The sequence below is a fragment of the Sphingomonas fucosidasi genome (assembly GCF_036663855.1).
Lineage (GTDB): Bacteria > Pseudomonadota > Alphaproteobacteria > Sphingomonadales > Sphingomonadaceae > Sphingomonas > Sphingomonas faeni_B.
Genome location: NZ_JAXOJR010000002.1, coordinates 174,187 through 197,448, shown reverse-complemented (window position 1 = coordinate 197,448; position 23,262 = coordinate 174,187). Strand labels below are relative to the sequence as shown.

General features: G+C 64.5%; 20 protein-coding genes and 1 tRNA gene. 9 read left to right on the top strand and 12 right to left on the bottom strand.

Going from position 1 to position 23,262, the window contains the following annotated elements; all coding sequences use genetic code 11:
• Window positions 1–15: 15 nt before the first annotated feature.
• The gene (gene kdsA, locus U1737_RS04395; RefSeq protein ID WP_332796038.1) at window positions 16–849 is read right to left on the bottom strand and encodes a 3-deoxy-8-phosphooctulonate synthase; all 834 of its coding nucleotides are present in this window, start codon (window positions 847–849) and stop codon (window positions 16–18) included.
• A 328-nt stretch (window positions 850–1,177) separates the two neighbouring features.
• On the opposite strand from kdsA, the gene U1737_RS04390 reads away from it, so the two are divergent.
• Window positions 1,178–2,302 carry a hypothetical protein gene (locus U1737_RS04390; protein WP_332795758.1) on the top strand — a complete coding sequence of 375 codons (1,125 nt, stop codon included), beginning with the start codon at window positions 1,178–1,180 and terminating at the stop codon, window positions 2,300–2,302.
• Window positions 2,299–3,657, top strand: coding sequence for a cytochrome P450 (locus U1737_RS04385; protein ID WP_332795757.1), 1,359 nt, complete (start codon window positions 2,299–2,301; stop codon window positions 3,655–3,657). Before U1737_RS04390 ends, U1737_RS04385 begins: the two co-directional genes overlap by 4 nt.
• Window positions 3,658–3,690: 33 nt before the next feature.
• Here the strand turns inward: U1737_RS04385 and U1737_RS04380 are convergent, their stop codons facing one another.
• The 4 genes from U1737_RS04380 to U1737_RS04365 form a co-directional block, all read right to left on the bottom strand.
• Complete coding sequence (locus tag U1737_RS04380) at window positions 3,691–5,235, bottom strand: DHA2 family efflux MFS transporter permease subunit (protein ID WP_332795756.1); 1,545 nt, start codon at window positions 5,233–5,235, stop codon at window positions 3,691–3,693.
• A gap of 301 nt (window positions 5,236–5,536) precedes the next feature.
• Window positions 5,537–6,715, bottom strand: coding sequence for an HlyD family secretion protein (locus tag U1737_RS04375; RefSeq protein ID WP_332795755.1), 1,179 nt, complete (start codon window positions 6,713–6,715; stop codon window positions 5,537–5,539).
• Window positions 6,712–8,121, bottom strand: coding sequence for an efflux transporter outer membrane subunit (locus tag U1737_RS04370; RefSeq protein ID WP_332795754.1), 1,410 nt, complete (start codon window positions 8,119–8,121; stop codon window positions 6,712–6,714). The genes U1737_RS04375 and U1737_RS04370 overlap by 4 nt, the downstream gene beginning before the upstream one ends.
• On the bottom strand, window positions 8,118–8,588 hold the full coding sequence (locus U1737_RS04365) for a MarR family winged helix-turn-helix transcriptional regulator (RefSeq protein ID WP_332795753.1): 471 nt from the start codon (window positions 8,586–8,588) through the stop codon (window positions 8,118–8,120). The genes U1737_RS04370 and U1737_RS04365 overlap by 4 nt, the downstream gene beginning before the upstream one ends.
• A 269-nt stretch (window positions 8,589–8,857) precedes the next feature.
• Here U1737_RS04365 and U1737_RS04360 point away from each other — a divergent pair, with 269 nt between their 5' ends.
• On the top strand, window positions 8,858–10,582 hold the full coding sequence (locus U1737_RS04360) for a glycosyltransferase family 2 protein (RefSeq protein WP_248521958.1): 1,725 nt from the start codon (window positions 8,858–8,860) through the stop codon (window positions 10,580–10,582).
• The gene (locus U1737_RS04355; protein WP_332795752.1) at window positions 10,579–11,847 is read left to right on the top strand and encodes a glycosyltransferase family 4 protein; all 1,269 of its coding nucleotides are present in this window, start codon (window positions 10,579–10,581) and stop codon (window positions 11,845–11,847) included. Before U1737_RS04360 ends, U1737_RS04355 begins: the two co-directional genes overlap by 4 nt.
• 313 nt (window positions 11,848–12,160) lie before the next feature.
• Here U1737_RS04355 and rplA read toward each other — a convergent pair whose 3' ends face one another.
• Together rplA and rplK are read right to left on the bottom strand one after the other, a co-directional pair.
• Window positions 12,161–12,853, bottom strand: a complete 693-nt coding sequence (rplA, locus tag U1737_RS04350; protein WP_136189394.1) for a 50S ribosomal protein L1 — start codon at window positions 12,851–12,853, stop codon at window positions 12,161–12,163.
• A 4-nt stretch (window positions 12,854–12,857) separates the two neighbouring features.
• Window positions 12,858–13,289 carry a 50S ribosomal protein L11 gene (gene rplK / locus U1737_RS04345; RefSeq protein WP_031392847.1) on the bottom strand — a complete coding sequence of 144 codons (432 nt, stop codon included), beginning with the start codon at window positions 13,287–13,289 and terminating at the stop codon, window positions 12,858–12,860.
• Between the two features lie 418 nt (window positions 13,290–13,707).
• On the opposite strand from rplK, the gene U1737_RS04340 reads away from it, so the two are divergent.
• Window positions 13,708–14,676, top strand: coding sequence for a hypothetical protein (locus U1737_RS04340; RefSeq protein ID WP_332795751.1), 969 nt, complete (start codon window positions 13,708–13,710; stop codon window positions 14,674–14,676).
• A 47-nt stretch (window positions 14,677–14,723) separates the two neighbouring features.
• Here U1737_RS04340 and U1737_RS04335 read toward each other — a convergent pair whose 3' ends face one another.
• The 5 genes from U1737_RS04335 to U1737_RS04315 form a co-directional block, all read right to left on the bottom strand.
• Window positions 14,724–15,380 (bottom strand): hypothetical protein, encoded by a 657-nt coding sequence (locus U1737_RS04335; RefSeq protein ID WP_332795750.1) that lies wholly within the window; start codon window positions 15,378–15,380, stop codon window positions 14,724–14,726.
• Window positions 15,377–16,708 carry an AAA family ATPase gene (locus U1737_RS04330; protein WP_332795749.1) on the bottom strand — a complete coding sequence of 444 codons (1,332 nt, stop codon included), beginning with the start codon at window positions 16,706–16,708 and terminating at the stop codon, window positions 15,377–15,379. The genes U1737_RS04335 and U1737_RS04330 overlap by 4 nt, the downstream gene beginning before the upstream one ends.
• Before the next feature lie 398 nt (window positions 16,709–17,106).
• Window positions 17,107–17,643 (bottom strand): transcription termination/antitermination protein NusG, encoded by a 537-nt coding sequence (gene nusG, locus U1737_RS04325; RefSeq protein ID WP_055872668.1) that lies wholly within the window; start codon window positions 17,641–17,643, stop codon window positions 17,107–17,109.
• A 13-nt stretch (window positions 17,644–17,656) separates the two neighbouring features.
• Window positions 17,657–17,854, bottom strand: coding sequence for a preprotein translocase subunit SecE (gene secE, locus U1737_RS04320; protein ID WP_332795748.1), 198 nt, complete (start codon window positions 17,852–17,854; stop codon window positions 17,657–17,659).
• A gap of 611 nt (window positions 17,855–18,465) precedes the next feature.
• A tRNA-Trp gene (locus U1737_RS04315) sits at window positions 18,466–18,542 on the bottom strand.
• A 145-nt stretch (window positions 18,543–18,687) separates the two neighbouring features.
• On the opposite strand from U1737_RS04315, the gene U1737_RS04310 reads away from it, so the two are divergent.
• The 4 genes from U1737_RS04310 to fusA all read left to right on the top strand — a co-directional run bounded on the left by U1737_RS04310 (window position 18,688) and on the right by fusA (window position 23,232).
• Entirely contained in the window at window positions 18,688–19,701 is a 1,014-nt protein-coding gene (locus U1737_RS04310; RefSeq protein ID WP_332795747.1) for an alpha/beta fold hydrolase, read from the top strand.
• Window positions 19,702–20,116: 415 nt separating this feature from the next.
• Entirely contained in the window at window positions 20,117–20,488 is a 372-nt protein-coding gene (rpsL, locus tag U1737_RS04305; RefSeq protein ID WP_010164594.1) for a 30S ribosomal protein S12, read from the top strand.
• Window positions 20,489–20,541: 53 nt separating this feature from the next.
• Window positions 20,542–21,012 (top strand): 30S ribosomal protein S7, encoded by a 471-nt coding sequence (rpsG, locus tag U1737_RS04300; RefSeq protein ID WP_055872660.1) that lies wholly within the window; start codon window positions 20,542–20,544, stop codon window positions 21,010–21,012.
• A 123-nt stretch (window positions 21,013–21,135) separates the two neighbouring features.
• Window positions 21,136–23,232: an elongation factor G gene (gene fusA, locus U1737_RS04295; RefSeq protein WP_248521948.1), complete on the top strand. Its 2,097-nt coding sequence runs from the start codon at window positions 21,136–21,138 to the stop codon at window positions 23,230–23,232.
• Window positions 23,233–23,262: the final 30 nt, after the last annotated feature.

Below are 23,262 nucleotides of genomic sequence, written 5' to 3'. Positions count from 1 at the left end.
AAGGCGTTTACGCCTTCACGCTTTCACCACCGCGTCGATCGCGACCAGCGTCGCCAACAACGGCGCGATCCACTCGAGCGGCAACATGATCGCCCCGTCCGAGGGCGCGTTGGCGGGATCGTCGTGCGCTTCGGCGAACACCGCGGCGACGCCGGCGGCGACCGCGGCGCGGGCGAGGACGGGCGCGAAGTCGCGGTCGCCGCCCGAGGAGTCGCCGCGTCCGCCCGGCGCCTGGACCGAATGCGTCGCGTCGAACATCACCGGATAGCCGGTGCGCGCCATGATCGGCAGCGCGCGCATGTCCGACACCAGCGTGTTGTAGCCGAAGCTCGCACCGCGATCGCACAGGATGATGTCGGTATTGCCGGTCGACGCTATCTTCGCGGCGACGGCGGCCATGTCCCACGGCGCCAGGAACTGGCCCTTCTTGACGTTGACGACGCGCCCCGATCGGCCTGCCGCCAGCAGCAGGTCGGTCTGCCGGCAGAGAAACGCGGGGATCTGGACGATGTCGACCGCATCCGCCGCGGCCGCGACCTGGTCGACGGCGTGCACGTCCGTCAGCACCGGGCAGCCGAACGCGTCGCGAATATCGGCAAGGATCCGTAAGCCTTCGTCGAGGCCGATGCCGCGCTGTCCCGCACCCGAGGTCCGGTTCGCCTTGTCGTACGAGGCCTTGAACACGAACGGTACGCCGGCGGTGCGCGTCGCTGCGACCAGAGAGTCGGCGAGCCGCAGACTATGGTCGCGGGTTTCGATCTGGCACGGCCCGCTGACGAAGACGAATGGCAGGTCGGCGGCGAACGTCACCGCGCCAACGGTCACGCGACGACCGGGTGGCGGCGCGATCGTCACGATCGATCCTTGACAAAGCGTCGTAACAACTGGCCGCGCCACAGCCACCGGCCGGAGTGATAGTTGAAGAAAAACCAACCGAAACCGCGACATGCCAGAAGTGCAATGAGCGCCATCGGGTCGCCTTGATCACGCATGTTCCGGTACAAGACAGTATCGGAGGCCCATCGAAAAGATTCTCTACCGCCACCGGCAATCCCGTAAGCATTGTCGTGCAATTGACAGCCGCGATTGCGATTATATCTTCGATGGTCCAGGAAGTAGCAATAGTTGCGTGCGGGAAGTGTCTCGTCGTACGGCATACGGGAAGTAGGCGGCGATCGTGGCGACATTCAAGCGCAAAGTCTTCTACCTGGGTGGGTTCGACCCGCGCGGTGTGCGTTTTTATTACAATCTCGCCAAGGATCAGCTTGGGCGATACGCCGAGAAGACCGGCGAAGCCGTGACCGTTTCGCGTCGCCGCAAGGCCTCGTCGATCCGCAGCGACTGGACGATCCGCAACGATACCGTCGACGCGATCACCGAGTATAGTTTCCTGCGGTGGGAGGACATCGTCCAGCAGGCCTGGATTCGCAATCCGGTGCAACTCGCGCGCCGCGCCGCGCGCGTCTACGCCGATCATGCCCGGCTGTTCGACTTCGCGGCCGTCAGGAAAATCGCCACCGGCCCGCTGGTGACGATGCTCTATCCGCCGATCCTCAGCATCCTGCTGCCGTTGCTGCTTGCGGTGCCGTTGGTCCTCATCGCGCTGATGTGGCTGCCCTGGTGGCTGGCGTTGCCGATCGGACTGGTCCTGGGCGCCGCCGCCTCGATCCCGTTGCTTAACGCTATCCGGGCGCCGTGGCTGTTGCGCTTCTTCGTCTTCAACGGCGAGTTCGGCGACGGCGAGGGATCGCCCGCCTTGCAAGCCCGGCTCGATGCGTTCGTCGACGAGATCGCACAGGACTTGCACGGCGAGTATGACGAGGTCCTGCTGATCAGCCACAGCAACGGTTCGATCCTCGCGATGCTGCTGATGGCCCGACTGCTCGCGCGCTACGACGGCAAGCTGCCCGCCAATTTCGTACTCGTCACCTACGGCCACTGCATCCCGCTGGTCGCCTGCCGCCGCGATGCGGTGCGGTTTCACGCGCGCCTCCGCTATCTGTCGCGGCAGGATTTCCGTTGGATCGACATCGGCTCGCCGCCCGACGGCGCGGCGTTCTTCGGCGCCAACCCGCTGCTGCTGGTGGAGCCGTCGCCGAACCCACGGATCGAGTTGCTGAGCCCGCGTTTCCACCGCTTCTACGAGCCCGAAACCTATCACAAGGGCTGGCGCAACAAATACGAGATCCATTTCGACTATCTGCGCGTCGGCGACCGCGTCAGTCCGCTCGACCTGCCCAGTCTCACCGCATCGTCACGCAGTATCGAGGCTGCGGTCGCGGCATTCCGGACGATTGCATGACGGTCCGCTTCACGCCGCCCTATCCGCAGCCGCACGCCACCAGATCCTCGCTGCTCAAACGGTTCCTGCGCGGCTGGAACTCGTGGATCCATGTGCTGTTCGACAAGAGCTACACGATGAAGATGGGCGAGATCCATACTCCCGCGCTCTCGTTCTACATCGCCAACGAACTGCCCCTGGTCCACCGCATCCTCGGGACCGATGCCGAGATATTCCCCAAGCACCGCTTCCTCCAGGACCTGCTCGATCCGCTGATCGGCAATGCGGTGTTCTCGGCGATCGGCCAGGACTGGCGCGACCAGCGGGCGATGGTGAACCCCGCCTTCAGCCATACCGCGCTCAAGGGCGTGTTCCCGATGATGGCCGCCGCGGTCGACGACCTGCTGGCGACGATGCGCGCGCTCGACCTGGCGAAGCCGGTGTCGATCGACCCGCTCGCGACGCACATCGCCGCCGACGTGATCTTTCGCACGATGTTCTCACGCCCCCTCGACGCAGCGGGCGCTCGCGAGATCTTCGACGCGTTTCACGACTATCAGAAGCAGGCGCAGCGCCACTCGATGCTGAAGCTGTATCGGCTGCCGGGGCTCGGCTATCTTGCCCGCGCCCAGCGTGCCGCCGCGCGGATCCACGCGGTCTTCGCCGACATCGTTGCCAAGCGCTATGCAGCAACGCACTCGCGCGGCGACCGCGGCGAGGACATCCTCCAATCGCTGATCGACGCGCGCCATCCGCGGACTGCCGCAGCGTTCACCGAGCAGGAGGTGATGGGACAGGTCTCGACGATCTTCCTGGCCGGCCACGAGACCGCCGCCAGCGCGATCACCTGGGCGCTCTATCTCCTCGCGCGCGATCCCGCGTTGCAGGACGCGATCCGGGCCGAGGCGGGGGAGGGGCCGCTCACCTATGACGCGCTCCGGACTCTCCACGTCACGCGCAACGTCTTCCGCGAGACGCTGCGCCTCTACCCGCCGCTGAGCTTCCTCGTGCGCAGCGCCACGTGTCCGGTCGACATGCGCGACAAGCATATCGAGACCGATGCCATGCTCGTCGTCTCGCCATGGCTGATCCAGCGCAACCAAGACAATTTCCCCGAACCGCACGGCTTCGATCCCGATCGGTTCGACGATCCCGAGCAGGCGCAGGCCTGTCGCCACGCCTATCTCCCGTTCGGCAAGGGGCCCCGCGTGTGCATCGGCGCCGGCTTCGCGCAACAGGAGGCGTTGCTGACGCTGGCGGGGATCGTGCAGGCGTTCGATCTTGCGACGATCCCCGGCGACGATCCCGAACCGATCAGCAGGCTGACGCTGCGCGCCGGCAACGGCGTGCGGCTGATGCTGACCCGGCGATCGTGATTGCCCTGGCGGAGCGGATCGTTGCGCCCCGCTTCAGTCCGCCGCGATCGGCCCCTGCGGCGGACTCGCGCGGCGGGTGAACCAGACGATGATCACCATCGCCAGGCACAGCCAGGCCGACAGGCGGAACAGGTCGGTCGACGCGAGCAGATAGGCCTGCGCCACCATCTGCCGGGTGATCGCGCCCGCTGCCTGGACGTCGGTCAGCCCCATCCGCGTCAGCGCGCCCTGCGCCATCTGGTAGGGCGAACCCGTTCCGATCGCCTCCGACAGCCGGCTCTGGTGCAGCGTCTCGCGGCGATCCCACGCCGTCGTGATGATCGACGCGGCGAAGCTGCCCGAGGTGATGCGCGCGAAGTTCGAGATGCCGGTCGCCGACGGCAGCCGCTCCGCCGGGATACGATCGAGCGAGATCGTCAGCATGGCCAAGAAGAACGTGCTCATCGCGATCCCCTGCACCATCAACGGCAGCATCAGATCGTAGAAGCTCGCCCCCGTGGTGTAGCCCGAGCGGAGATAATAGGAGTAGCCGAACGACGCGAACGCCACGGTGGCGAGGATGCGCGCGTCGATCTTGCCGCTCAGCCGCGCCACGAACGGCGTCAGCAGCACCGCGACCGCGCCCGATGGTGCGGCGACCAGCCCCGCCCAGGTCGCGGTATAGCCGAGCTGGGTCTGCAACCACAGCGGCAGCAGCAGCGTGTTGGCGAAGAACACCGCATAGCCGAGGCAGAACGCGATCGTGCCGATGGTGAAGTTGCGGCTCTTGAACAGCGACAGGTTCACCGCCGGATTGGCGTCGGTCAGCTCCCAGATGATCCAGCCGATAAAGCCAATCGTCGCGACGACCGCGGCGATGACGATCCGGTCGGCGGCGAACCAGTCGTCGTTCTTGCCGAGATCGAGCACGATCTGCAGCGCACCGACCCATACCACCAACAGGATCAGCCCGACCTGGTCGATCGGCAGCTTGCGCGTCGGGGTATCGCGCTTGCCGAGCTTGTTCCAGCACACGAAGGCGCAGAACATCCCGAACGGCACGTTGATCAGGAAAATCCAGCTCCAGTGGTAATTGTCGGAGATGTAGCCGCCGAGAATCGGCCCCATGATCGGCGCGACCAAAGTCGTCATCGACCAGATCCCGAGCGCGGTGGAGCGCTTGTGGACGGGGAAGATCGCGATCAGCAGCGCCTGGCTGCCGGGGATCATCGGTCCGGATACCGCGCCCTGGAGAATACGAAAGCCGATCAGCGACGGCAGGTCCCACGCGATCCCGCACAGGAACGACGCGATCGTGAACAGGAAGACGGACACGCAGAACGTCCGCACCACGCCGAACCGGCCCATCAGCCACCCGGTCAGCGGCACCGCGACGCCGTTGGCGACGGCAAACGCCGTGACGATCCAGGTTGAGTTGTCGCTCGAGACGCCGAGATTGCCGGCGATAGTCGGCAGCGAGACGTTGGCGATCGTGGTGTCGAGCACCTGCATGAACGTGCCGAGCGCCAGCGCGAACGCGGTCAGCGCGAGCGAGCCGCGGACGAGCGGAGCCGGGCCGGGCCCTGAGGGAGCGGCCATCAGGTGGCGCTCCGCTGGGAGCGATACGCCAAGCCAAGACCACCCCGGCGGAGGCCGGGGCCCAATTGGGAAAGCCAAGGTGACGAAGGGGCGCGCGCAGTCACGTTCGTCCTCCAATTGGGCCCCGGCCTCCGCCGGGGTGGTGCGCCCAACACAGCGAAACGCCCCCTTCTTGTTCTCCCGCGAAGGCGGAAGCCCAGTCTGGGCTCCCGCCTTCGCGGGAGAACAAGAAGGGGCATGCCGAATTCAGTCAGGCACGCCACACCCTCTTTGCTAACCACACCCCGATCGCGCCCCATCATCACCGGTTAGCCGCAATGATCTGCCGGATCTTCGCCTCGACCGCAGCATCGCCCGCGCCGGTCGCCAGCCCCTTGTACGCCGCCACCGCCGGCCGCCCGACCATCGTCCCCGACTTGTCCGCGGTATCGACGATCGTGTTCACCGACAGCCCGACCCGCAACGGATTGCGCCGCAATTCGCCCCTGTCGAGCGCGATCCGCACCGGCACGCGCTGGGTGATCTTAATCCAGTTCCCGCTCGCATTCTGCGGCGGCAACAGCGCGAACGCGTTGCCGCTGCCCGCGCCCAGCCCGACGACACGCCCATGATAGACCAGGTCGTCGCCATACATATCCGCGGTCACCGTCGCCGGCTGCCCGATCCGCAGATCGCGCAACTGCGTCTCGCGGAAGTTCGCGTCGACCCACACCCGGTCGAGCGGCACCACCGCCATCAGCGGCATCCCCGCCGACACCTGCTGCCCAAGCTGCACGGTCCGCTGCGCCACCACGCCGTTGATCGGTGCGACCACATGCATGTGGCTCCGCGTGATCGCCGCGCGCCGATACGCCGCGATCGCCGCCATCACCGCCGGGTTGTTCGACACGGTGGTGCCGGCAACGCCGCTACGCGACTGCGCCTGCTGGCTGCGGGCGAGTTGCAGCGTCGCCGCCGCCACCTTCACCTGATCCGCCGCATGGCTCAGTTCCTCGCCCGAGATCGCCCCCTCGGCCGCCGCGCCACGCCGCCGCGCGAGGTCGTTCCGCGCCCGCGCCAGCTCGGCTTCCGCCTGCACGACCGCGGCCCCGGTCTCGTTCACCTTCGAAAAATCCGACCGCGTCGACCGCACCGCCCGCGCGAGCTCCGCCTCCGCCGAGGCAACACCGACATCCGCGGTCGCTGCGTCGAGGTCGATCAACGGCTGCCCCGCCTTCACTACCTGCGTGTTGTCGGCATGGATCGCGGTCACCTGCCCCGGATCGCGCGCGGTGATCGCCACCACGTCGCCTGCGACATACGCATCGTCGGTCTCCTGTTCGGGCGCGGCGAGCAAGAAATGGAACACCGCCCACACGATCGCGCCGATCACGACGACGACGCCGAGGATCGTCAGCGCCCGCTTGCGTGCCCGCGGATTGCCGGCGGGTGCGGGGGGAGTTGCGGGTGCGGGCGCCGGATCGGTCTGCGTATCGGTCATCGTGTCACATCCTGAAAATCGAATCCGCCACCCAGCGCCAGCACCAGCTGGACGCGCTGTTGGGCTGCATTGGCGGCAAGATCGGCATCCGCCTGTTCGGCGGCGAGCAACCGCACATCGTTGTCGACGAGGTCGAGCCGGCTATCGAGCCCGCTCGACACGCGAATGGCGTTTAGCCGCCCGGTCTCGGCATAGCCGCGCACCACCTCGCGTTGGCGCTGTCGGTCGGCGTCGAGCGCACCGATCCGCGCCACCGCATCCGCCGCCTCGCGTACTGCGCCGACCACGCGGTCGTTATAGTCTGCGGTCGCCAGATCGAGCGCCGCTGTCGCGCCCGCGAGATCGGCCTTCAACCGGCCATTGTCGAAAATCGGCAAATGGATCGCCGGCCCGACGCCCACCGTCCCGGCATCGAGAGATACCAGATTGCCGAGCCCGACCGCCTGGAACCCTGCCAACCCCGCCAGGTTCACGTTTGGATAAAAGGCGCGCCGTGCCACCTGACGCCCCGCCGCTGCCGCTTCGATCCGCGCCTGCGCCGCACCGATATCCGCCCGCCGCGCGAGCAGGTCCGCAGGGACGGACGCAGGCAACGGCAACACCGCATCGAGCTTCAGCGCAGTCGCGCCGATCGTCGCCGGATAGTCCACCCCGCGCCCCGCCAGCGCCGCCAGCGCGTTCTTCGCCAGCACCTGCGCGGCCTGCGCACGCACCAGTGCCTGCCGCGCCTGCGCCAGCAGCGTCGTCGCCGCCTGCGCATCCAGCTTGCTGCCCAGCTTGTTGCGGATCCGCACGTTGACCAGCCGCAGCGTATTCTCGCGCGTCGCGATCGTCCGCGTCGCGATCCCCGCCTGCGCCTCGGCACGTTCGAGGTCGATATAGGTCTGTACCACCGCCCCCGACAGCGCCAGCCGCGCCGCCGCCACGTCGAGCGCCGCCGCGCGCACCGACGCGCGTGCACCCGCGATCGCCGCCTTCTGCCGCCCGAACAGATCGAGGTTCCACGACAGGTTCGCCGCAACCGTCCCGACGAACCGGGTCGACCCGGCAAAGGGCGGCGGGATCGTGTACCGCCCGCTCAACCGCGCATATTGCTCCTGCGCGTCGAGCGTCACGTCCGGGCCGTTCTCCGCGCGGTTCGTCGACAACACCGCCTGCGCCTGCGCAACCCGCGCGAGCGCCGCGTCGAGCGACGGATTGCCCGCCACCGCGTCGCTCACCAGCCGGTCGAGCTGACTATCGCCGAATCCGCGCCACCAGTCGGCTGCGATCACCGGCGCGGCATCCGGCGACAGTCCCAGCGCGGTGGTCGACACCGGCTCGACGATGCCCTTGGAGGCTGGGATCGCGCATCCTGCCAGCGATCCCGCCAGCGTGGTGGCCAGCAACAGCCTAGTTCGGGTCATGCTTCACGGTCCTCGATCGCCGCGGACTCGAGCGTCCCGCGCAGTTTCTGCATCAGCGCAATCATCGTCTCGACCTCGCTGCGATCCCACTCCGCCAGCACGCGGTTCCAATAGGCGATCGCCCGATCGCGACATTCGACCGTCACCGCCGTCCCTTCCGGGGTCAGCATCAGGTTCACGACGCGGCGGTCGTCGGTCGCGCGGGTGCGGGTGACCCAACCCTGCTGCTCCAGCGTATCGACCAGCCGGGTCGTCGCTCCCCGGTCATGCGCCAGATCGCGTGCCAGGTCCGCGCAGGTACTCGCGCGACCGAACCAGATCGACACCATCGCCGACCATTGCGTCACGCTCGGTCCCGCGTCGGCGAACAACGGCTCCAGCGCACCCTGAACCCCCTGATGGATACGCCGGGCGAGGAAGCCCAGCGAGCAATCGGGACCGAACGCTGCTGTCGTATAGAAATCCATATCGCTGCATTGGCAATCATTGCCGATGCAGTCAATACGCGGCGCTCGGATACGGTAAGGATCACACCCTTGCACGCCCTTCCGGCCCGGCTATGGTACGGCAACGTTGCTGCCTGCTCCGGCAACCGTCTCACCGGCCTGATCGGGCATGCGGGGAGAGTAAGGTCTCGGTATCGGCGCGCCGCTGGGCGACCAGCCGCCGATCGCGAGCCCGACCTGCTCATCATCCGTGGCGCGAAGAGGCAGTCCTACCCATGACCGTGGACAGCATGTTTATCGATTCCGGCGTCGTGGTCGCCGGGAAACTCGTCATCGCCGGGTGGACCGTGGGGAAGGGCGATCCGGTCGCGATCCGCTTGGAGACAGCGGACGGCCGCATCGGCGAGGCGGCGGTCGAATGCTGCGTCCGGTTCGACCGCGCCGACGTCGCGGCGCTGTATGGTCACCGGTCGCTCGACGTCGGCTACGTGATCGGCGTTGCGATCGAGCCGTTTGCAGGGCTCGACCTGTTCGAGTCGGGCCTCACGTTGACCGTCCTCGGCGCGGCCGGCAACGCCGTCCATAGTCAGCAGTTCGCAGTTGCCCGACTGGTGGTCGGGCCGGACGGGGTGGCGGCCGATCAGCGCTGGCCGATCGATCTGATCAACGACCATGGGCTCTTTGCACCGGCGATCGCGCGCGCGGTGCGATGGGGCGTGAACGGCGGCACGATAGGCGAAACCTCGCATACCTTCCTGGATAGCTGGGCGCGAGTCGGCGGCGGATTGATCATCAGCGGCTGGATCGAGAATGCGGCAACCCGGCAGGTCGTGATCCTGACCGACACGCTCGACGCTGTCCGTGCCTCGTCCGACATCGCGACCTTCGACCGGCCCGACGTCGGCGAAGCGATGCAGCGCCGCGGGAACGCGATCGATACCACCCATCACGGGTTCCTGACGACGCTGGGCCAAGTCGATCGGGCGACGCGGCGGCTTTTCGTGCTGGCCGACCGCGGCGGCACGGCGACGCCGCTCGGCGCGCTCGCGATGAGCGACGATCGGGTGGACAGCGTCGAGAACGCGCTGAACAACTTTGTCACCTGTTTCGGTGGCAGTGCGCTGCCCGCGCCGGCGACGATGCTGCGCCATGCCGGACCCTTGTTGACCGCGCAGTCTGCCAATGCGGTCACGCACGAGGTGATACGGCTGTGCGAAGTGTCGGAGCCGCCACGGCTGTCGGTGATCATCCCGCTGTACGCTCGGCCGTTCCTGCTGCGCGCGATCCTCGCCAACCAGTCCGCGTATCCCGCGGGCACCGAGTTCATCTACGTCAGCGACGATCCGCGCCAGCACCTGTTCGTCCGCAACTATTTGCAGGATCGGCGCAGCCTGATCGAGCGCCCCACGACCCTGGTGATCAACGGCGGCAATTACGGATTTTCGGTCGCGAACGCGATCGGGGTGGGCGTTTCACGCGCGCCGCTACTGCTGTTCCAGAACTCCGATGTGTGGATCGAGGACGGGCAAGCGCTGACGGTGGCGGCCGCCGATCTGGATCAGGGCCGGTTCGGGATCGTCGGGTTTCGGCTGCTGTACGAGGACGATACGCTGCAACATGACGGCATGGTCCTGCGCAGGGGCCGCCATTTCCACGACCTGTTTGCCGCCGAGCATCCGGGCAAGGGACTGCCTCCGCGGCCGGTCGATCGGGGTGAGCCCGTGACGATCGAGGTGCCAGCGGTCACCGGGGCGATGATGATGATCGCACGCGACTGGTACGAGACGCTGGGCGGGTTCGATCCGGGCTATGTCCGCGGCGATTTCGAGGATGCCGATCTGTGCATGCGCTCGGTCGCGGGCGGTCGTCCGATCGGTCTGGTCCGGAGCGGCGGGATGCGGCATCTCGAACGTCAGTCGCTCGTCCTCAGCGGTGGCGAGGCGTTACGCAGCGCGATCACCTATCTCAACTGCATCCGCTTCAACACGCGCTGGCACGCGGATCTCGCAGCGTGAGCCTGCGCGTGCTGATCCTCGCTCACGGCCATCCGGCGTTTTCCACCGGCGGCGGCGAACAGGCGGCGCATGCCCTCTATGCGCGGTTGCTCGGTCGCGACGACATCGCCCCGGTACTGGCCGCACGCGCGCCGCGAAGCGCGATCGGTCACGATGCGTCGTTCGGCGCGTTCGGCGCGAGCCCGACCGAAATCCTCGCCGATCCGCCGGGCCAGGAGCATTTCTCGCTCGAGAGCACGCATTTCACCGTGCTCGAAACGATGATCGGACAGCTGCTCGAGCGGTTCCAGCCCGACATCGTCCATATCGAACATCTGGCGCACTGGAGCCTCGACGTCGTCGAACTGCTCGTGCGTGCGCGCGTCCCGGTCGTACTGACGCTGCACGAGTTCCTGCTGATCTGTCACAATGACGGCCAGATGATCAAGACCGACGGCCGGCTCTGTCGCGACGAATCCCCCGCCGCGTGCGCCGCCTGTTTTCCGCATTACAGCGCCGGCGAATTCTATCTGCGCAAGGCGATGATCCTCCAGCGGCTCGCGCCCGTCGCGCGGTTCGTCTCGCCGAGTGCGTTTCTCGCCGACCGCTTCGTCGACTGGGGCCTCGACCGCGCGCGGATCACGGTGATCGACAACCCGTTGTCGCCCGATCTGATCGCGCAAGCGGCGGCGGCCGATCCTGGGCCATCGAACGACGGCGTGACGCGGATCGGCTTCTTCGGGCAGATCAATCCCTACAAGGGACTCGACGTGCTGCTCGAGGCGGTGTCGCAGATCCCGTCGGCGTTGCGCGGATCGCTCGCGGTCGGCATCCACGGCGCCAACCTCGATATCCAGGGCGGGGATTTTCGGACCAAGATCGCCGCGTTGCTCGACGCCAACGCCGATGTCGTGACCAACAAGGGACGCTACGCGAACGCCGACGTCGTCGCGTTGATGCGCCAGTACGACTGGATCGTCGTGCCCTCGATCTGGTGGGAGAACTCCCCCGTCGTGATCCAGGAGGCGCTCGTCGCGCACCGCCCGATCCTGTGCAGCGCGATCGGCGGCATGGCGGAGAAGGTCGCGGGCGACGAGGTCGGCATCACTTTCCAGCCCGGCAACGCGTTCGATCTCGCGCGCACGCTCGTCGACATCGTGGAAGGCCGGATCGTCGCGCCCGACATGACGGCGGCATATGCGGTCGGGGCGGAAGAGGCGCGGGTGACGCAGTATGTCTCGGTGTTCGCGACCACGCTCGACGCCAGGCGCGCGCTCGCGGAGTAAGGGGCAGGGCGTTCGCCCCAAACCTGACCGTCGCGCCACCTCACGATCCTCCCCCGCCAGGGGGAGGTGGCTGGCCCTTGCCAGACGGAGGGGGCGGAAAGGGAAACTTCTGTTCCGTGTCCTCCCCCTCCGTCACCTTCGGCTACAGCCCCCTGATGGAGGGGGCGGACACGCAAAAAGGGCCGGGATCGCTCCCGGCCCTTTTCTGTCTTCGCGGCAGGACGGGAGTAAATCCCGTCCTTGTCGGTCGCGGTTGCCCGCGCCGGCCGGGCGCTCGCCGTCTCGTGCCTAGCTTTCGCTAGCCGCGTGCGGCTTACGCCCCAGCAACCTCAGCCGTATCGACCTTGATGCCCGCACCCATGGTCGACGAGATCGCGACCTTCTGGACGTACTTGCCCTTGGCGCCGGTCGGCTTGGCCTTGACCACCGCGTCGACCAGTGCGTCGAAGTTCGCGCGCAGGTCTTCCGCCGGGAACGACGCCTTGCCGATGCCCGAATGGATGATGCCGGCCTTCTCGACGCGGTATTCGATCTGGCCGCCCTTGGCTGCCTGAACCGCGGCGGCGACGTTCATCGTCACCGTGCCGAGCTTCGGGTTCGGCATCAGGCCCTTGGGACCCAGCACCTTACCGAGGCGACCGACGATGCCCATCATGTCCGGGGTCGCGATGCAGCGATCGAAATCGATCGTGCCACCCTGGATGATTTCCATCAGGTCCTCGGCGCCGACCACGTCCGCGCCGGCTGCGAGAGCCTCTTCAGCCTTCGCGCCGCGGGCGAACACGCCGACGCGGACGGTCTTGCCGGTGCCCTTGGGCAGCGTGACCACGCCGCGGACCATCTGGTCTGCATGACGCGGATCGACGCCCAGGTTCAGCGCGACTTCGATCGTCTCGTCGAACTTCGACGTGGCGCCCGACCGTGCGAGACCGATGGCCTCGTCGATGCCGTGCAGCTTGACGAGGTCGACCGTGACGGCCTTCTGCTTCTTGCTCAGCTTAGCCATGATCTCAGCCCTCCACCACTTCGAGGCCCATTGCGCGGGCGCTGCCTTCAATGATCTTCGTCGCAGCGTCGATATCGTTGGCGTTGAGGTCCTTCATCTTCGTCGTGGCGATCTCGCTCAGCTGGCTGCGCTTGATCTTGCCGGCGACGACCTTACCCGGCTCCTTCGAACCCGACTTGAGACCAGCGGCCTCCTTGATCAGGTACGATGCTGGCGGGGTCTTGGTCTCGAACGAGAACGAGCGATCCGCATAGACCGTGATGACGGTCGGGATCGGCATGCCCTTCTTCAGTTCGCTCGTGCCGGCGTTGAACGCCTTGCAGAACTCCATGATGTTCACGCCGCGCTGACCCAGCGCAGGCCCGATCGGCGGCGCAGGCTTTGCCTCGCCTGCAGGCACCTGCAGCTTGATGTATCCGGTAATCTTTTTAGCCATGTCACTCTCTTATATTGGGCTTTGAGCGCAACAGCGCCTCGCCCGGTGAGTCTAGCGGTGATGGCGGCTACCGTGTCGGCAACCTCCCGCAATTCCAACAGTGAAGGTGGAAGCCGGCGCGCATACCCCAAAACCAGCAAAGCGGCAACACCCGCTTCCCCCTTCTTCTCCGCGCCCTTATCCTCCGCGTCTCCGCGCCTCCGCGCGAACCCCGAATCTTCTACTTCTCCGACTCCTCTTCGCGCCCTCGCGTGAATCAATCCCGCCAAAGACTGCCCATCCTTGTTTCCCCGCGAAGGCGGGAGCCCAGTCTGGATCCCCGCCTTCGCGGGGAAACAACTTGGACGCCGCCGCCGGGTACCGCGCACCAAGCACAAGCCCCCTTGCAATGTAGGATATCGAGGCAGACCCAATAGCGATGGCGCGCCCGTTCACCCCCGACCAGTTCACCCGCCGCCAGGCCGCCCAGAACGCCGCGTTCCTCGCCGCCCTCCGCCGCACCGGCAACGCCCGCGAAGCCGCCAGCACGCTAGGCTACAACCGCTCCACCTTCACCAAGCGCCGCGCCGCCCACCCCGCCTTTGCCGCCAAGTGGGACGCAGCCCTCGCCTTCGCCTCCGCCGCTCTCAAAGATTCTCCCCGGAACGGGGAGGGGGACCGCCGACCAGAGGTCGGGGGTGGAGGGGGCTCGCCCCAACCGCGACGCAGCGACACCACGCCCACCACGACAAGAACCGCCAACGGCCGCCTCCAGCTCCGTCGCCCGCCCGCCAACCGCCTGGGTCACGCCGCCGAGCAAGCCTTCCTCTCCGCGCTCTCCGCCACCGCCAACATCCGCCTCTCGGCCGCCGCCGCCGGTTTCAGCCACTCCGCCTTCTACGCCCGCCGCAAAGCCAGCCCCGCCTTCGCCCGCGAAATGCGCCTCGCGCTAGAACTCGGCTACGAACAGGTCGAGTCAGCGCTGCTCGCCGGTACCCTTACCGACGCACACGACCATGACGCGTGGCGCCACAACGATCCCCCGCCGATCCCGCCGATGACCGCGAACCAGGCGCTACAACTCCTCCATTTGCACGCCAAGACGGTCCACCTCCAGGAGGAGCCGCCCCACATCAAGCGCCGCCGCGGCGAATCGAGCGAAGCCCACAGCTACCGCCTGACGGCAATGTACGAAGCCCGCCAAGCCCGCGACCGCGAAGCCTTCGACCTCGCCGAAGCCGCCCGCAACGAACGCGGCGAACCGACGCTAAGGAACCCGTATCCGACGCCCAACCCGGTACGCCTGCCCGCGCTCGATCAGGTCACCGGCTGGAGCAAGGCCGACCCGACGAAGGTAGCGCACGATCCGGATGTTGCGCTGTTCGGCGGGTGGCGATTGAAGAATTGAGAGGGTCGCCGAGCGCACTAATTTTGCCATGAATCGGTAATGCTCGTTTAGCGAATACATCCCATCGATCGCAGGCATGCGCGCAAATTCGTTTCGAACGCGGCGAACGATGCCGATCCTCGAAGCACATCAAGCCGCTGTCGCTGCGCAATCGCGGGAAAGATGTTTTCGACGCTTTGCCTCCGTCGTCGCCCGGAGATCGCTTCGGCGGCAGCCGTCAGTACTTGCTTGGGGTCAGCCAATCGTTCCGCTGCACGTGCATCCGCAGGTAGCCCGACTTCTGTCGGGTCGCCGCTATAACCCATCGCCGAAGTGACTGCGGTGCCATCCGCCAGAAGCCACGCCTCGGTTTCATGGCGGGGAGCGATCGTTATGCAGCGATCGTAAGGCCAGTCGCACTTCGCGGCGAACGCAGCACAATAGCCGTCTGCCCTGTCTGCCAAACCGCGCTCTAGGTGGCGGCCGCCTGTATCTGCATGGATGAAGATAAGGTCATAGGCATCTTTGAATTCGCACGCCTCTATAGCGACGTTTTCGATCGACCGACCGCGACTGCCCAGTTTGACGGCCGGTGAATCCGGCACTTCCACGAGATCGACGCCATCCTGCGCGACAACGTCTCTGATAATGCGCGGAAGAAGAACGTCGAGGTACAGAGCGTCCGAAGTCCCCTCATACAGCGCAGCCCAATAAACATATCTCACCCGGCATCGCCGGAATGTTGCAGCAGGCGATCGACCTCGGCCCGAACCAGATAACGATCGGGTTCCACGAGGTCGCTGCTCGGTCTTACCCCAGTGCGCATGCGCGTCCGGGACGTTCTGCTTCCCGCAACTGGGTCAACGATCGTAACCACGTCCGCCGCGACGATTTCGGTATCTATGAGCGCGGCCATGACCTTCGGCGAGTGCGTGTTCAGAATGACCTGGAAAGTGACCTGTTCGGGATCGGGATCGATCTGCGTCGCTGCTCGCAATATCTCAATCAACGTTGGGATGCGCGCTTCATGGACGCCGTTCTCGGGCTCTTCAAAACACAGCGTGCCCTTGCGATCGGGATCATTTAGAATCGTCAGCAACGCAAGAATACGCAGCGTGCCGTCCGAGATCACCCGCGAACTGAAGCTCATGTCGCCGGTGAAGCCTACGCTGAACGAATATTGCCGCTGGTCGTCGGCTTGCACCTTCACGTTGCAGACAGACGGAATTAGCGCCGAAAGATCGGTCGCGATATCGGCAAGCACGCCGTCCGGACGCTTCTCGGTTCGCGTCTGATCCCGTAGCCTGTTAAGCACTGCTGCCAAATTCGAAGCACTGGGATTAAGCGTCGTTTTCTCAAAGCGATCATTCGCCCGACGTGCTGCAGTAGGGTTTATTTCAAGAAAACGCAGCGCACGTAGTGCTTTTCTCAAAGCATAAAGATGAGGAAATTCAGCGGTCGTGATCGTGGAGAGTGCCGTTCGTGAAGCTTCGTTAAGAGACAGTCGCATCGGATTGCCGCTTTTGCTCGGACCATCTTGGCGTACGAGAAGGGCGTCCCCGGTATCGTCTCTCCGAATGAACGGGTTGGTGTACCGCCCAAAACTAGGCTTACGAGGGGTTAGATAGTCCGCACGATCGTCTGCACGTTTTATTGCCGTACACGTCTCATCTCGAACGAAGACCCCTCGTGGCCCTCCATCGTTTCCGTGCCGTATCCCAAGGCTAAGCTCATAGCGCAAGCGCTGCGCCGGTACTTTATAGGATCGCCCAAAGTCATCAGTACCCTCGCCGTCGAGAAAAACCTCGACTGCAAAAGTCATGGTGGCACTTGGTCCATTGCTAGTCTGTCGAAAGAATTCTTCGGGTTCCCCACGCAATCCCTGCATCGCGCTATGTACGTCGTGATCCGCCAAAGCCGCCAGCAGTTGCATGGCATCAAACAGGTTCGATTTACCGCTGGCATTCGGCCCGACGATGGCTGTGAAGGGGCGGAGGTCTAGTTTGAAGTCTTCAAACGTCTTGAAACCGTCGATCTCGATACGGGTCAGCATATTAACGTACCGCGCTTTGATCAGAAAACGCCGCTGTCGTCGATGATCTAGATGATACGGCATCGTACGTACCGCTACGGTCAGCGCTGACCTGACGGATACATCCGATTTCAACTACTTGATTAACGTCCGTGGATGCCAAGTCGGCATCTTTTCGACCGCTATCTGCAAACGCAATAGCGTCCGTCAGCCCACGGGCAATCGTGTTGAAAGCGCTTTTCATAAAGGAGGATGTACGGCAGCGCTGTATGTTGTTCAACGGATTGCTTTTGACGAAGCTATCTCACGCACTAATAGCTAACGCGGAATAAATCCCGCGTCGTCGGTCGGGCCGGTGGGCCGCCGGTCGGGCTGGCGTCTTATCGGGGTTAGCGTCCGCTAATCCGTGCGACTTGGCCTTACTTGCTTCTTTCGACCTGCTCGAACTCGAGCTCGACCGGAGTCGCACGCCCGAAGATCGACACCGAAACCTTGACGCGGCTGCGGTCGAAGTCGAGTTCTTCTACAAGTCCGTTGAAGGTCGCGAACGGGCCGTCGAGGACCTTGACCTGGTCGCCGATCTCGTAGTCGACCTTGACCTTCTGCTTGGGCGCGGCGGCGGCTTCTTCCTTGCTGTTCAGCATCCGCGTGGCTTCCGCCTCGCTGATCGCCTGCGGCTTGCCCATGCTGCCGAGGAAGCCGGTGACCTTCGGCGTGTTCTTCACCAGGTGATACACGTCGTCGTTCATGTTCAGCTTGGCGAGCACATAGCCCGGCATGAACTTGCGCTCGACCGCGATCTTCTTGCCGCGACGGGCTTCCGTCGTGGTTTCGGTCGGGACTTCGATCTGCTCGACGAGCTGCTCGAGACCCATCCGGGTCGCCTCGGCCATGATCGAGTCGCGGACCTTGCCCTCGAAGCCCGAATAGGCATGAATGATGTACCAGCGCGCCATGACGGAACCTTGCTTACTGAGCGAGTTTGACGAGGGCGGAGACGATCGCTTGCAGGATCGAGTCGACGCCCAGGAAGAACAGCGCGAGGATCGTCGTCATGATCACCACCATCACGCCGGTCATGACCGTCTCGCGACGCGTCGGCCACGTGACCTTCGCGGTCTCGTTGCGGACCTGCTGGATGAATTCGAGGGGGGACGTCTTCGCCACGATGTTCTTCGAACCCGCTGATTGAGAAACTTGGGATGCGAGGCATAGACCCTCTAGCCGCTCTCTGTGAAGAGCAGCGCTGTCAGGTCCGTCCTCGCTGTCGGAAGCGCGGCAGATAGCTGCCGTCACAGGTGAAAGCAAGTGCGCGGAGGCGGCGGGTCGGATGGAGGCCCGGGCGTGCACACCGGGCAGGGCTGTTTGGCGCGCTGCCACTGGAGAAGGCGTCTTTGGAGAAAACGGGGTCTTTGGAGAAGTGGTGGGTTTTGGAGAAGTGGCGGGGGAGAGCGCTTGGGTCGCTCTGTATCCCCCGCACGATCGCCCGGCCGGTGCCGGTTTCACCGGCGGCTCCGCTCCCACGGTTTCTATTTATCGTTCGGCTTGACGAAGGCATCCAATGCGTACGCCGATCGCAGACGAAAAAAAAGGCCGGTACGAGACCGGCCATGAAAGTTTTTAGGAGAGGATGCCTGAAAGGCCTGATCGTTGTGCGCCGCAGCACATCATAGAGCAATTGCGAAAATTGCATTATGAAATGCATTTTCTGCAATCGTGATGGGCGTGCGAAGGCACCGCGGGAAACGGTGCCGTTCGAAACCGGAATTTAAAGGGGGTGGCAGGAGTGCTCGGATTCGAACCGAGGGCCTTCGGTTTTGGAGACCGACGCTCTAACCAACTGAGCTACACTCCTACACGGACGCGCCCCTTACCCAGCCGTTTCGAGAAGGGCAAGCGTCTCGCGTGCATTTCGTCATGATGACGATGATGCGTTGCAAGGGGCCGCGTTTGCCCGTTAACCCTAAGCCTCATTGGTGGCTGTAGGAAAGTGTATTCGTATGAAGGCGCATTGGATGCTGTCGGCGCTGCCGGCCGCGCTCATGCTTGCGGGCGCGGGGCCGGTGCCACAGGCGCCCGACCTCGGTCCGCAGCTCGAACGCTTCACGTATCCCTGGCCGGTCCAGACGATGGAAGTCGATATCGTCGGCAGCCCAGCGCAGATGGCGTTCATGGATATCGCGCCACAGCGGCCCAATGGCCGCACCGTCGTTCTGCTGCACGGCAAGAACTTCTGCGGCGCGACCTGGGCCAGCACGGCGCGGGCGCTGATCGATGCCGGCTACCGTGTGATCGTCCCCGACCAGATCGGCTTCTGCAAATCGTCCAAGCCACGTGCGGCGCAGTATAGTTTCGAGATGCTGGCGACGTTCACCAAGCGGTTGCTCGAATCACGCGGCATCACCCGGGCGACGATCGTCGGGCATTCGATGGGGGGCATGCTCGCGATGCGCTATGCCATTCTCTACCCGGCGTCGGTCGAGAAGCTCGTCCTCGTCAATCCGCTCGGCCTGAAGGATCGCGGCGAGGAGGGCGTACCCTATACCGACGTCGACACGCTCTGGGCGAACGAGAAGAAGACCAGCTACGCGTCGATCAAGGCGTACCAGCTCGAGAATTATTATCACGGCGTGTGGAAGCCGTCCTACGATCGCTGGGTCTGGATGCAGGCGGGCATGTATCAGGGGGCAGGGCGCGATACCGTTGCGCTCGCGCAGGCGAAGACCAGCGAGATGATCAAGACGCAGCCGGTCGCGCACGAACTCTACCGGATAACCCCGCCGACGACGCTGATCGTCGGCACGCTCGACAAGACCGCGTTTGGCCGCGCGCGGGCGCCGGCGAATTTGCGCAAGTTCCTCGAACCGATCCCGATGGTCGCGCCGCGCGCGGTGAAGCAGATGCCGAATGCGAACCTGATGACGCTGGAAGGGCTGGGCCACTCGCCACAGGTCGAGGATCCTGCGCGATTCGAGAAGACGCTGCTCGCCGTGATTGGCACGCGGCCGCGATAGTGGAGGTCGCCAATCCTCCCCCGCCAGGGGGAGGTGGCTGGCGCTTGCCAGACGGAGGGGGAGGAAAGGGCAACGGACGTTGCGTGTTCCTCCCCCTCCGTCACCTTCGGTGCCACCTCCCCCTCGCGGGGGAGGATCGCTAGGAGTGTTTACGGAGGCTCGCGAGAGGCGGCCTTCATGCCGCAGAACCAATCCCCTACCTGCCACCCAAGCCGATTCCGCCCCGTTGACCTCACCCCCGTCCTGACCTATAGGCGCGCCCTGTTCTTCGGGAGTCTTTCCCGCCGGGCATGCTTGAACATTGCTGGATGCATTCCAGGGCCTGAGGGGCGTTTCGCGCTCCCGATGGTCCTTTTTGTATTCTCAGGCGCCTCATGGCTCCAGCAAAGTAACCACTTGAAAGGTGAAGGCTTCAATGCCGACGATCAACCAGCTGGTCCGCAAGGGCCGCGATCCGCAGAAGGCCAAGTCTAAGGTCCCTGCGATGGAAGCAAATCCGCAGAAGCGTGGCGTTTGCACGCGCGTCTACACGACGACCCCGAAGAAGCCGAACTCGGCTCTGCGCAAGGTGGCCAAGGTTCGCCTGACCAACCAGCGCGAAGTCATCAGCTACATCCCGGGCGAGGGTCACAATCTTCAGGAGCATTCGGTTGTCCTGATCCGTGGCGGTCGTGTCCGCGATCTTCCTGGTGTTCGCTATCACGTCCTGCGCGGCGTGCTCGATACACAGGGTGTGAAGGACCGGCGTCAGTCGCGTTCCAAGTACGGCGCCAAGCGTCCGAAGTAAGCCGATCGCTCATATTTGCGATCACCAAGGCTGAAGTTTAGAAGGAATACAAAATGGCACGTCGTCGTCGTCCCGAAAAGCGGGTCATCCTGCCTGATCCCAAGTTCGGGGATGAGGTTCTGTCGAAGTTCATGAACAGCGTCATGCTGGACGGCAAGAAGTCCGTCGCAGAGCTGATCGTGTACGGTGCATTCGAAACCGTCGAGCAGCGCGCAAAGCGCGATCCAATCGGCGTTTTCCACGATGCGCTGAACAACGTAAAGCCGGGCATCGAAGTCCGTTCGCGCCGCGTCGGTGGTGCAACGTACCAGGTGCCGGTCGAGGTTCGTCCCGAGCGCGCACAGGCGCTGGCGATTCGCTGGCTGATCGGTGCGGCACGTTCGCGCAGCGAGAACACGATGGCCGCACGGCTGTCGGGTGAGCTGATGGACGCCGCCAACAACCGTGGCAACGCGGTCAAGAAGCGTGAAGATACGCACCGGATGGCGGAAGCCAACCGTGCATTCTCGCATTACCGCTGGTAACAGCGGTGTTTATCGGCGTTCGCTGGTAACCGCGATGCAGGCGGTCTTTCGCCTGTAACGCAAACACCTATATATTGGGGAGCCGGCACGTTCGGCTCCCCATATTCTTAAGGAAGCACGATCATGGCCCGCAGCCATCCGCTCGACCGTTACCGTAACATCGGCATCATGGCGCACATCGACGCCGGCAAGACGACGACGACCGAGCGCATCCTCTATTACACCGGCAAGTCCTACAAGATCGGCGAAGTGCACGAAGGCACCGCGACGATGGATTGGATGGAGCAGGAGCAGGAGCGCGGGATCACGATCACGTCGGCTGCGACCACCTGCAAGTGGCGCGCCGAAGAAGGTAAGGGCGAAGAGCACCTTATCAACATCATCGATACGCCCGGCCACGTCGACTTCACGATCGAAGTTGAGCGTTCACTTCGCGTGCTCGACGGCGCGGTTGCATGCTTCGACGGCGTTGCCGGCGTTGAGCCGCAGTCCGAGACCGTGTGGCGTCAGGCCGACAAGTACGGCGTGCCGCGCATGTGCTTCATCAACAAGCTCGATCGCACCGGCGCCGATTTCTACTTCTGCGTCAACTCGATCATCGAGCGCCTCGGCGCGCGTCCGGCCGTGCTGTATCTCCCGATCGGCATGGAAGGCGGCTTCAAGGGTCTCGTCGACCTCGTCGAGAACCGCGCGATCATCTGGCTCGAAGAGTCGCTCGGCGCGAAGTTCGAATATGCCGAGATCCCTGCGGATCTGGCCGACAAGGCCGCGAAGTATCGCAGCGAGCTGATCGAGATGGCCGTCGAGCAGGACGATGCCCTCATGGAGGCGTATCTCGAAGGCAACGAGCCGAGCGTCGCCGACCTCAAGGCGCTGATCCGCAAGGGTACGCTCAGCATGGCGTTCGTGCCGGTCGTTTGCGGCTCGGCGTTCAAGAACAAGGGCGTTCAGCCTTTGCTCGACGCCGTCGTCGACTATCTGCCTTCGCCGCTCGACGTTCCCGCGATCCAGGGTCTGAAGCTCGACGGCGTGACGCCGGACGAACGTCCTTCGTCGGACGACGTTCCGTTCTCGGCACTGGCGTTCAAGATCATGAACGATCCGTTCGTCGGTACGCTGACCTTCGCCCGCATCTACTCGGGCAAGCTGGAGACCGCATCGCAGGTCACCAACTCGGTCAAGGACAAGAAGGAAAAGGTCGGTCGCATGCTGCTTATGCATGCGAACAGCCGTGAGGACATCCAGGAGGCTTTCGCCGGCGACATCGTCGCTCTCGCGGGTCTCAAGGATACCACGACCGGTGACACGCTTTGCGCGATGAACGCACCGATCATCCTCGAGCGGATGGAATTCCCTGAGCCCGTGATCGAGCTGTCGGTGGAGCCGAAGACCAAGGCCGACCAGGAGAAGATGGGCGTCGCGCTCAATCGTCTCGCACGCGAAGATCCTTCGTTCCGCGTTTCGTCGGACCCCGAGTCGGGCCAGACCATCATCAAGGGCATGGGCGAGCTCCATCTCGAGATCCTGGTCGATCGCATGAAGCGCGAGTTCAAGGTCGAGGCGAACGTCGGCGCTCCTCAGGTCGCGTATCGCGAGTATCTGAAGAAGCCGGTCGACGTCGACTACACGCACAAGAAGCAGTCGGGCGGTACCGGCCAGTTCGGTCGCGTGAAGGTCAAGGTCACGCCGGGCGAGCGCGGTTCGGGCATCACGTTCAAGGACGAGATCAAGGGCGGCAACATTCCGAAGGAATATCTGCCGGCGATCGAGAAGGGCTTCCGCGAAACCGCAGCGTCGGGTTCGCTGGTCGGCTTCCCGATCATCGATTTCGAGATCGTGCTGTATGACGGCGCGTATCACGACGTCGACTCGTCGGCACTGGCGTTCGAAATCTGTGCCCGTGGCGCAATGCGCGAAGTGGCGCAGAAGTCGGGCATCACGCTGCTCGAGCCGGTCATGAAGGTCGAGGTCGTCACCCCGGAGGATTATCTGGGCGACGTCATCGGCGACATGAACAGCCGTCGTGGCCAGATCCAGGGCACCGACAGCCGTGGCAACGCGCAGACGGTCGAGGCGATGGTCCCGCTGGCCAACATGTTCGGCTATGTGAACTCGCTTCGCTCGTTCACGCAGGGTCGCGCTCAGTACTCGATGCAGTTCTCGCACTATGACGAAGTGCCGCAGAATGTTGCTGACGAAGTGAAGGCTAAGCTGGCGTAAGCCCTAGGCGCACCGAGCCAGGTTTTCCTG

Coding starts and splice junctions, on each gene's coding strand:
- U1737_RS04385 (WP_332795757.1), top strand. CDS start 2,299: ATGACGGTCCGCTTCACGCCGCCCTATCCGCAGCCGCACGCCACCAGA.
- U1737_RS04380 (WP_332795756.1), bottom strand. CDS start 5,235: ATGGCCGCTCCCTCAGGGCCCGGCCCGGCTCCGCTCGTCCGCGGCTCG.
- U1737_RS04375 (WP_332795755.1), bottom strand. CDS start 6,715: ATGACCGATACGCAGACCGATCCGGCGCCCGCACCCGCAACTCCCCCC.
- U1737_RS04370 (WP_332795754.1), bottom strand. CDS start 8,121: ATGACCCGAACTAGGCTGTTGCTGGCCACCACGCTGGCGGGATCGCTG.
- U1737_RS04365 (WP_332795753.1), bottom strand. CDS start 8,588: ATGGATTTCTATACGACAGCAGCGTTCGGTCCCGATTGCTCGCTGGGC.
- U1737_RS04360 (WP_248521958.1), top strand. CDS start 8,858: ATGTTTATCGATTCCGGCGTCGTGGTCGCCGGGAAACTCGTCATCGCC.
- rplA (WP_136189394.1), bottom strand. CDS start 12,853: ATGGCTAAGCTGAGCAAGAAGCAGAAGGCCGTCACGGTCGACCTCGTC.
- rplK (WP_031392847.1), bottom strand. CDS start 13,289: ATGGCTAAAAAGATTACCGGATACATCAAGCTGCAGGTGCCTGCAGGC.
- U1737_RS04340 (WP_332795751.1), top strand. CDS start 13,708: ATGGCGCGCCCGTTCACCCCCGACCAGTTCACCCGCCGCCAGGCCGCC.
- U1737_RS04330 (WP_332795749.1), bottom strand. CDS start 16,708: ATGCTGACCCGTATCGAGATCGACGGTTTCAAGACGTTTGAAGACTTC.
- nusG (WP_055872668.1), bottom strand. CDS start 17,643: ATGGCGCGCTGGTACATCATTCATGCCTATTCGGGCTTCGAGGGCAAG.
- U1737_RS04310 (WP_332795747.1), top strand. CDS start 18,688: ATGAAGGCGCATTGGATGCTGTCGGCGCTGCCGGCCGCGCTCATGCTT.
- rpsL (WP_010164594.1), top strand. CDS start 20,117: ATGCCGACGATCAACCAGCTGGTCCGCAAGGGCCGCGATCCGCAGAAG.
- rpsG (WP_055872660.1), top strand. CDS start 20,542: ATGGCACGTCGTCGTCGTCCCGAAAAGCGGGTCATCCTGCCTGATCCC.
- fusA (WP_248521948.1), top strand. CDS start 21,136: ATGGCCCGCAGCCATCCGCTCGACCGTTACCGTAACATCGGCATCATG.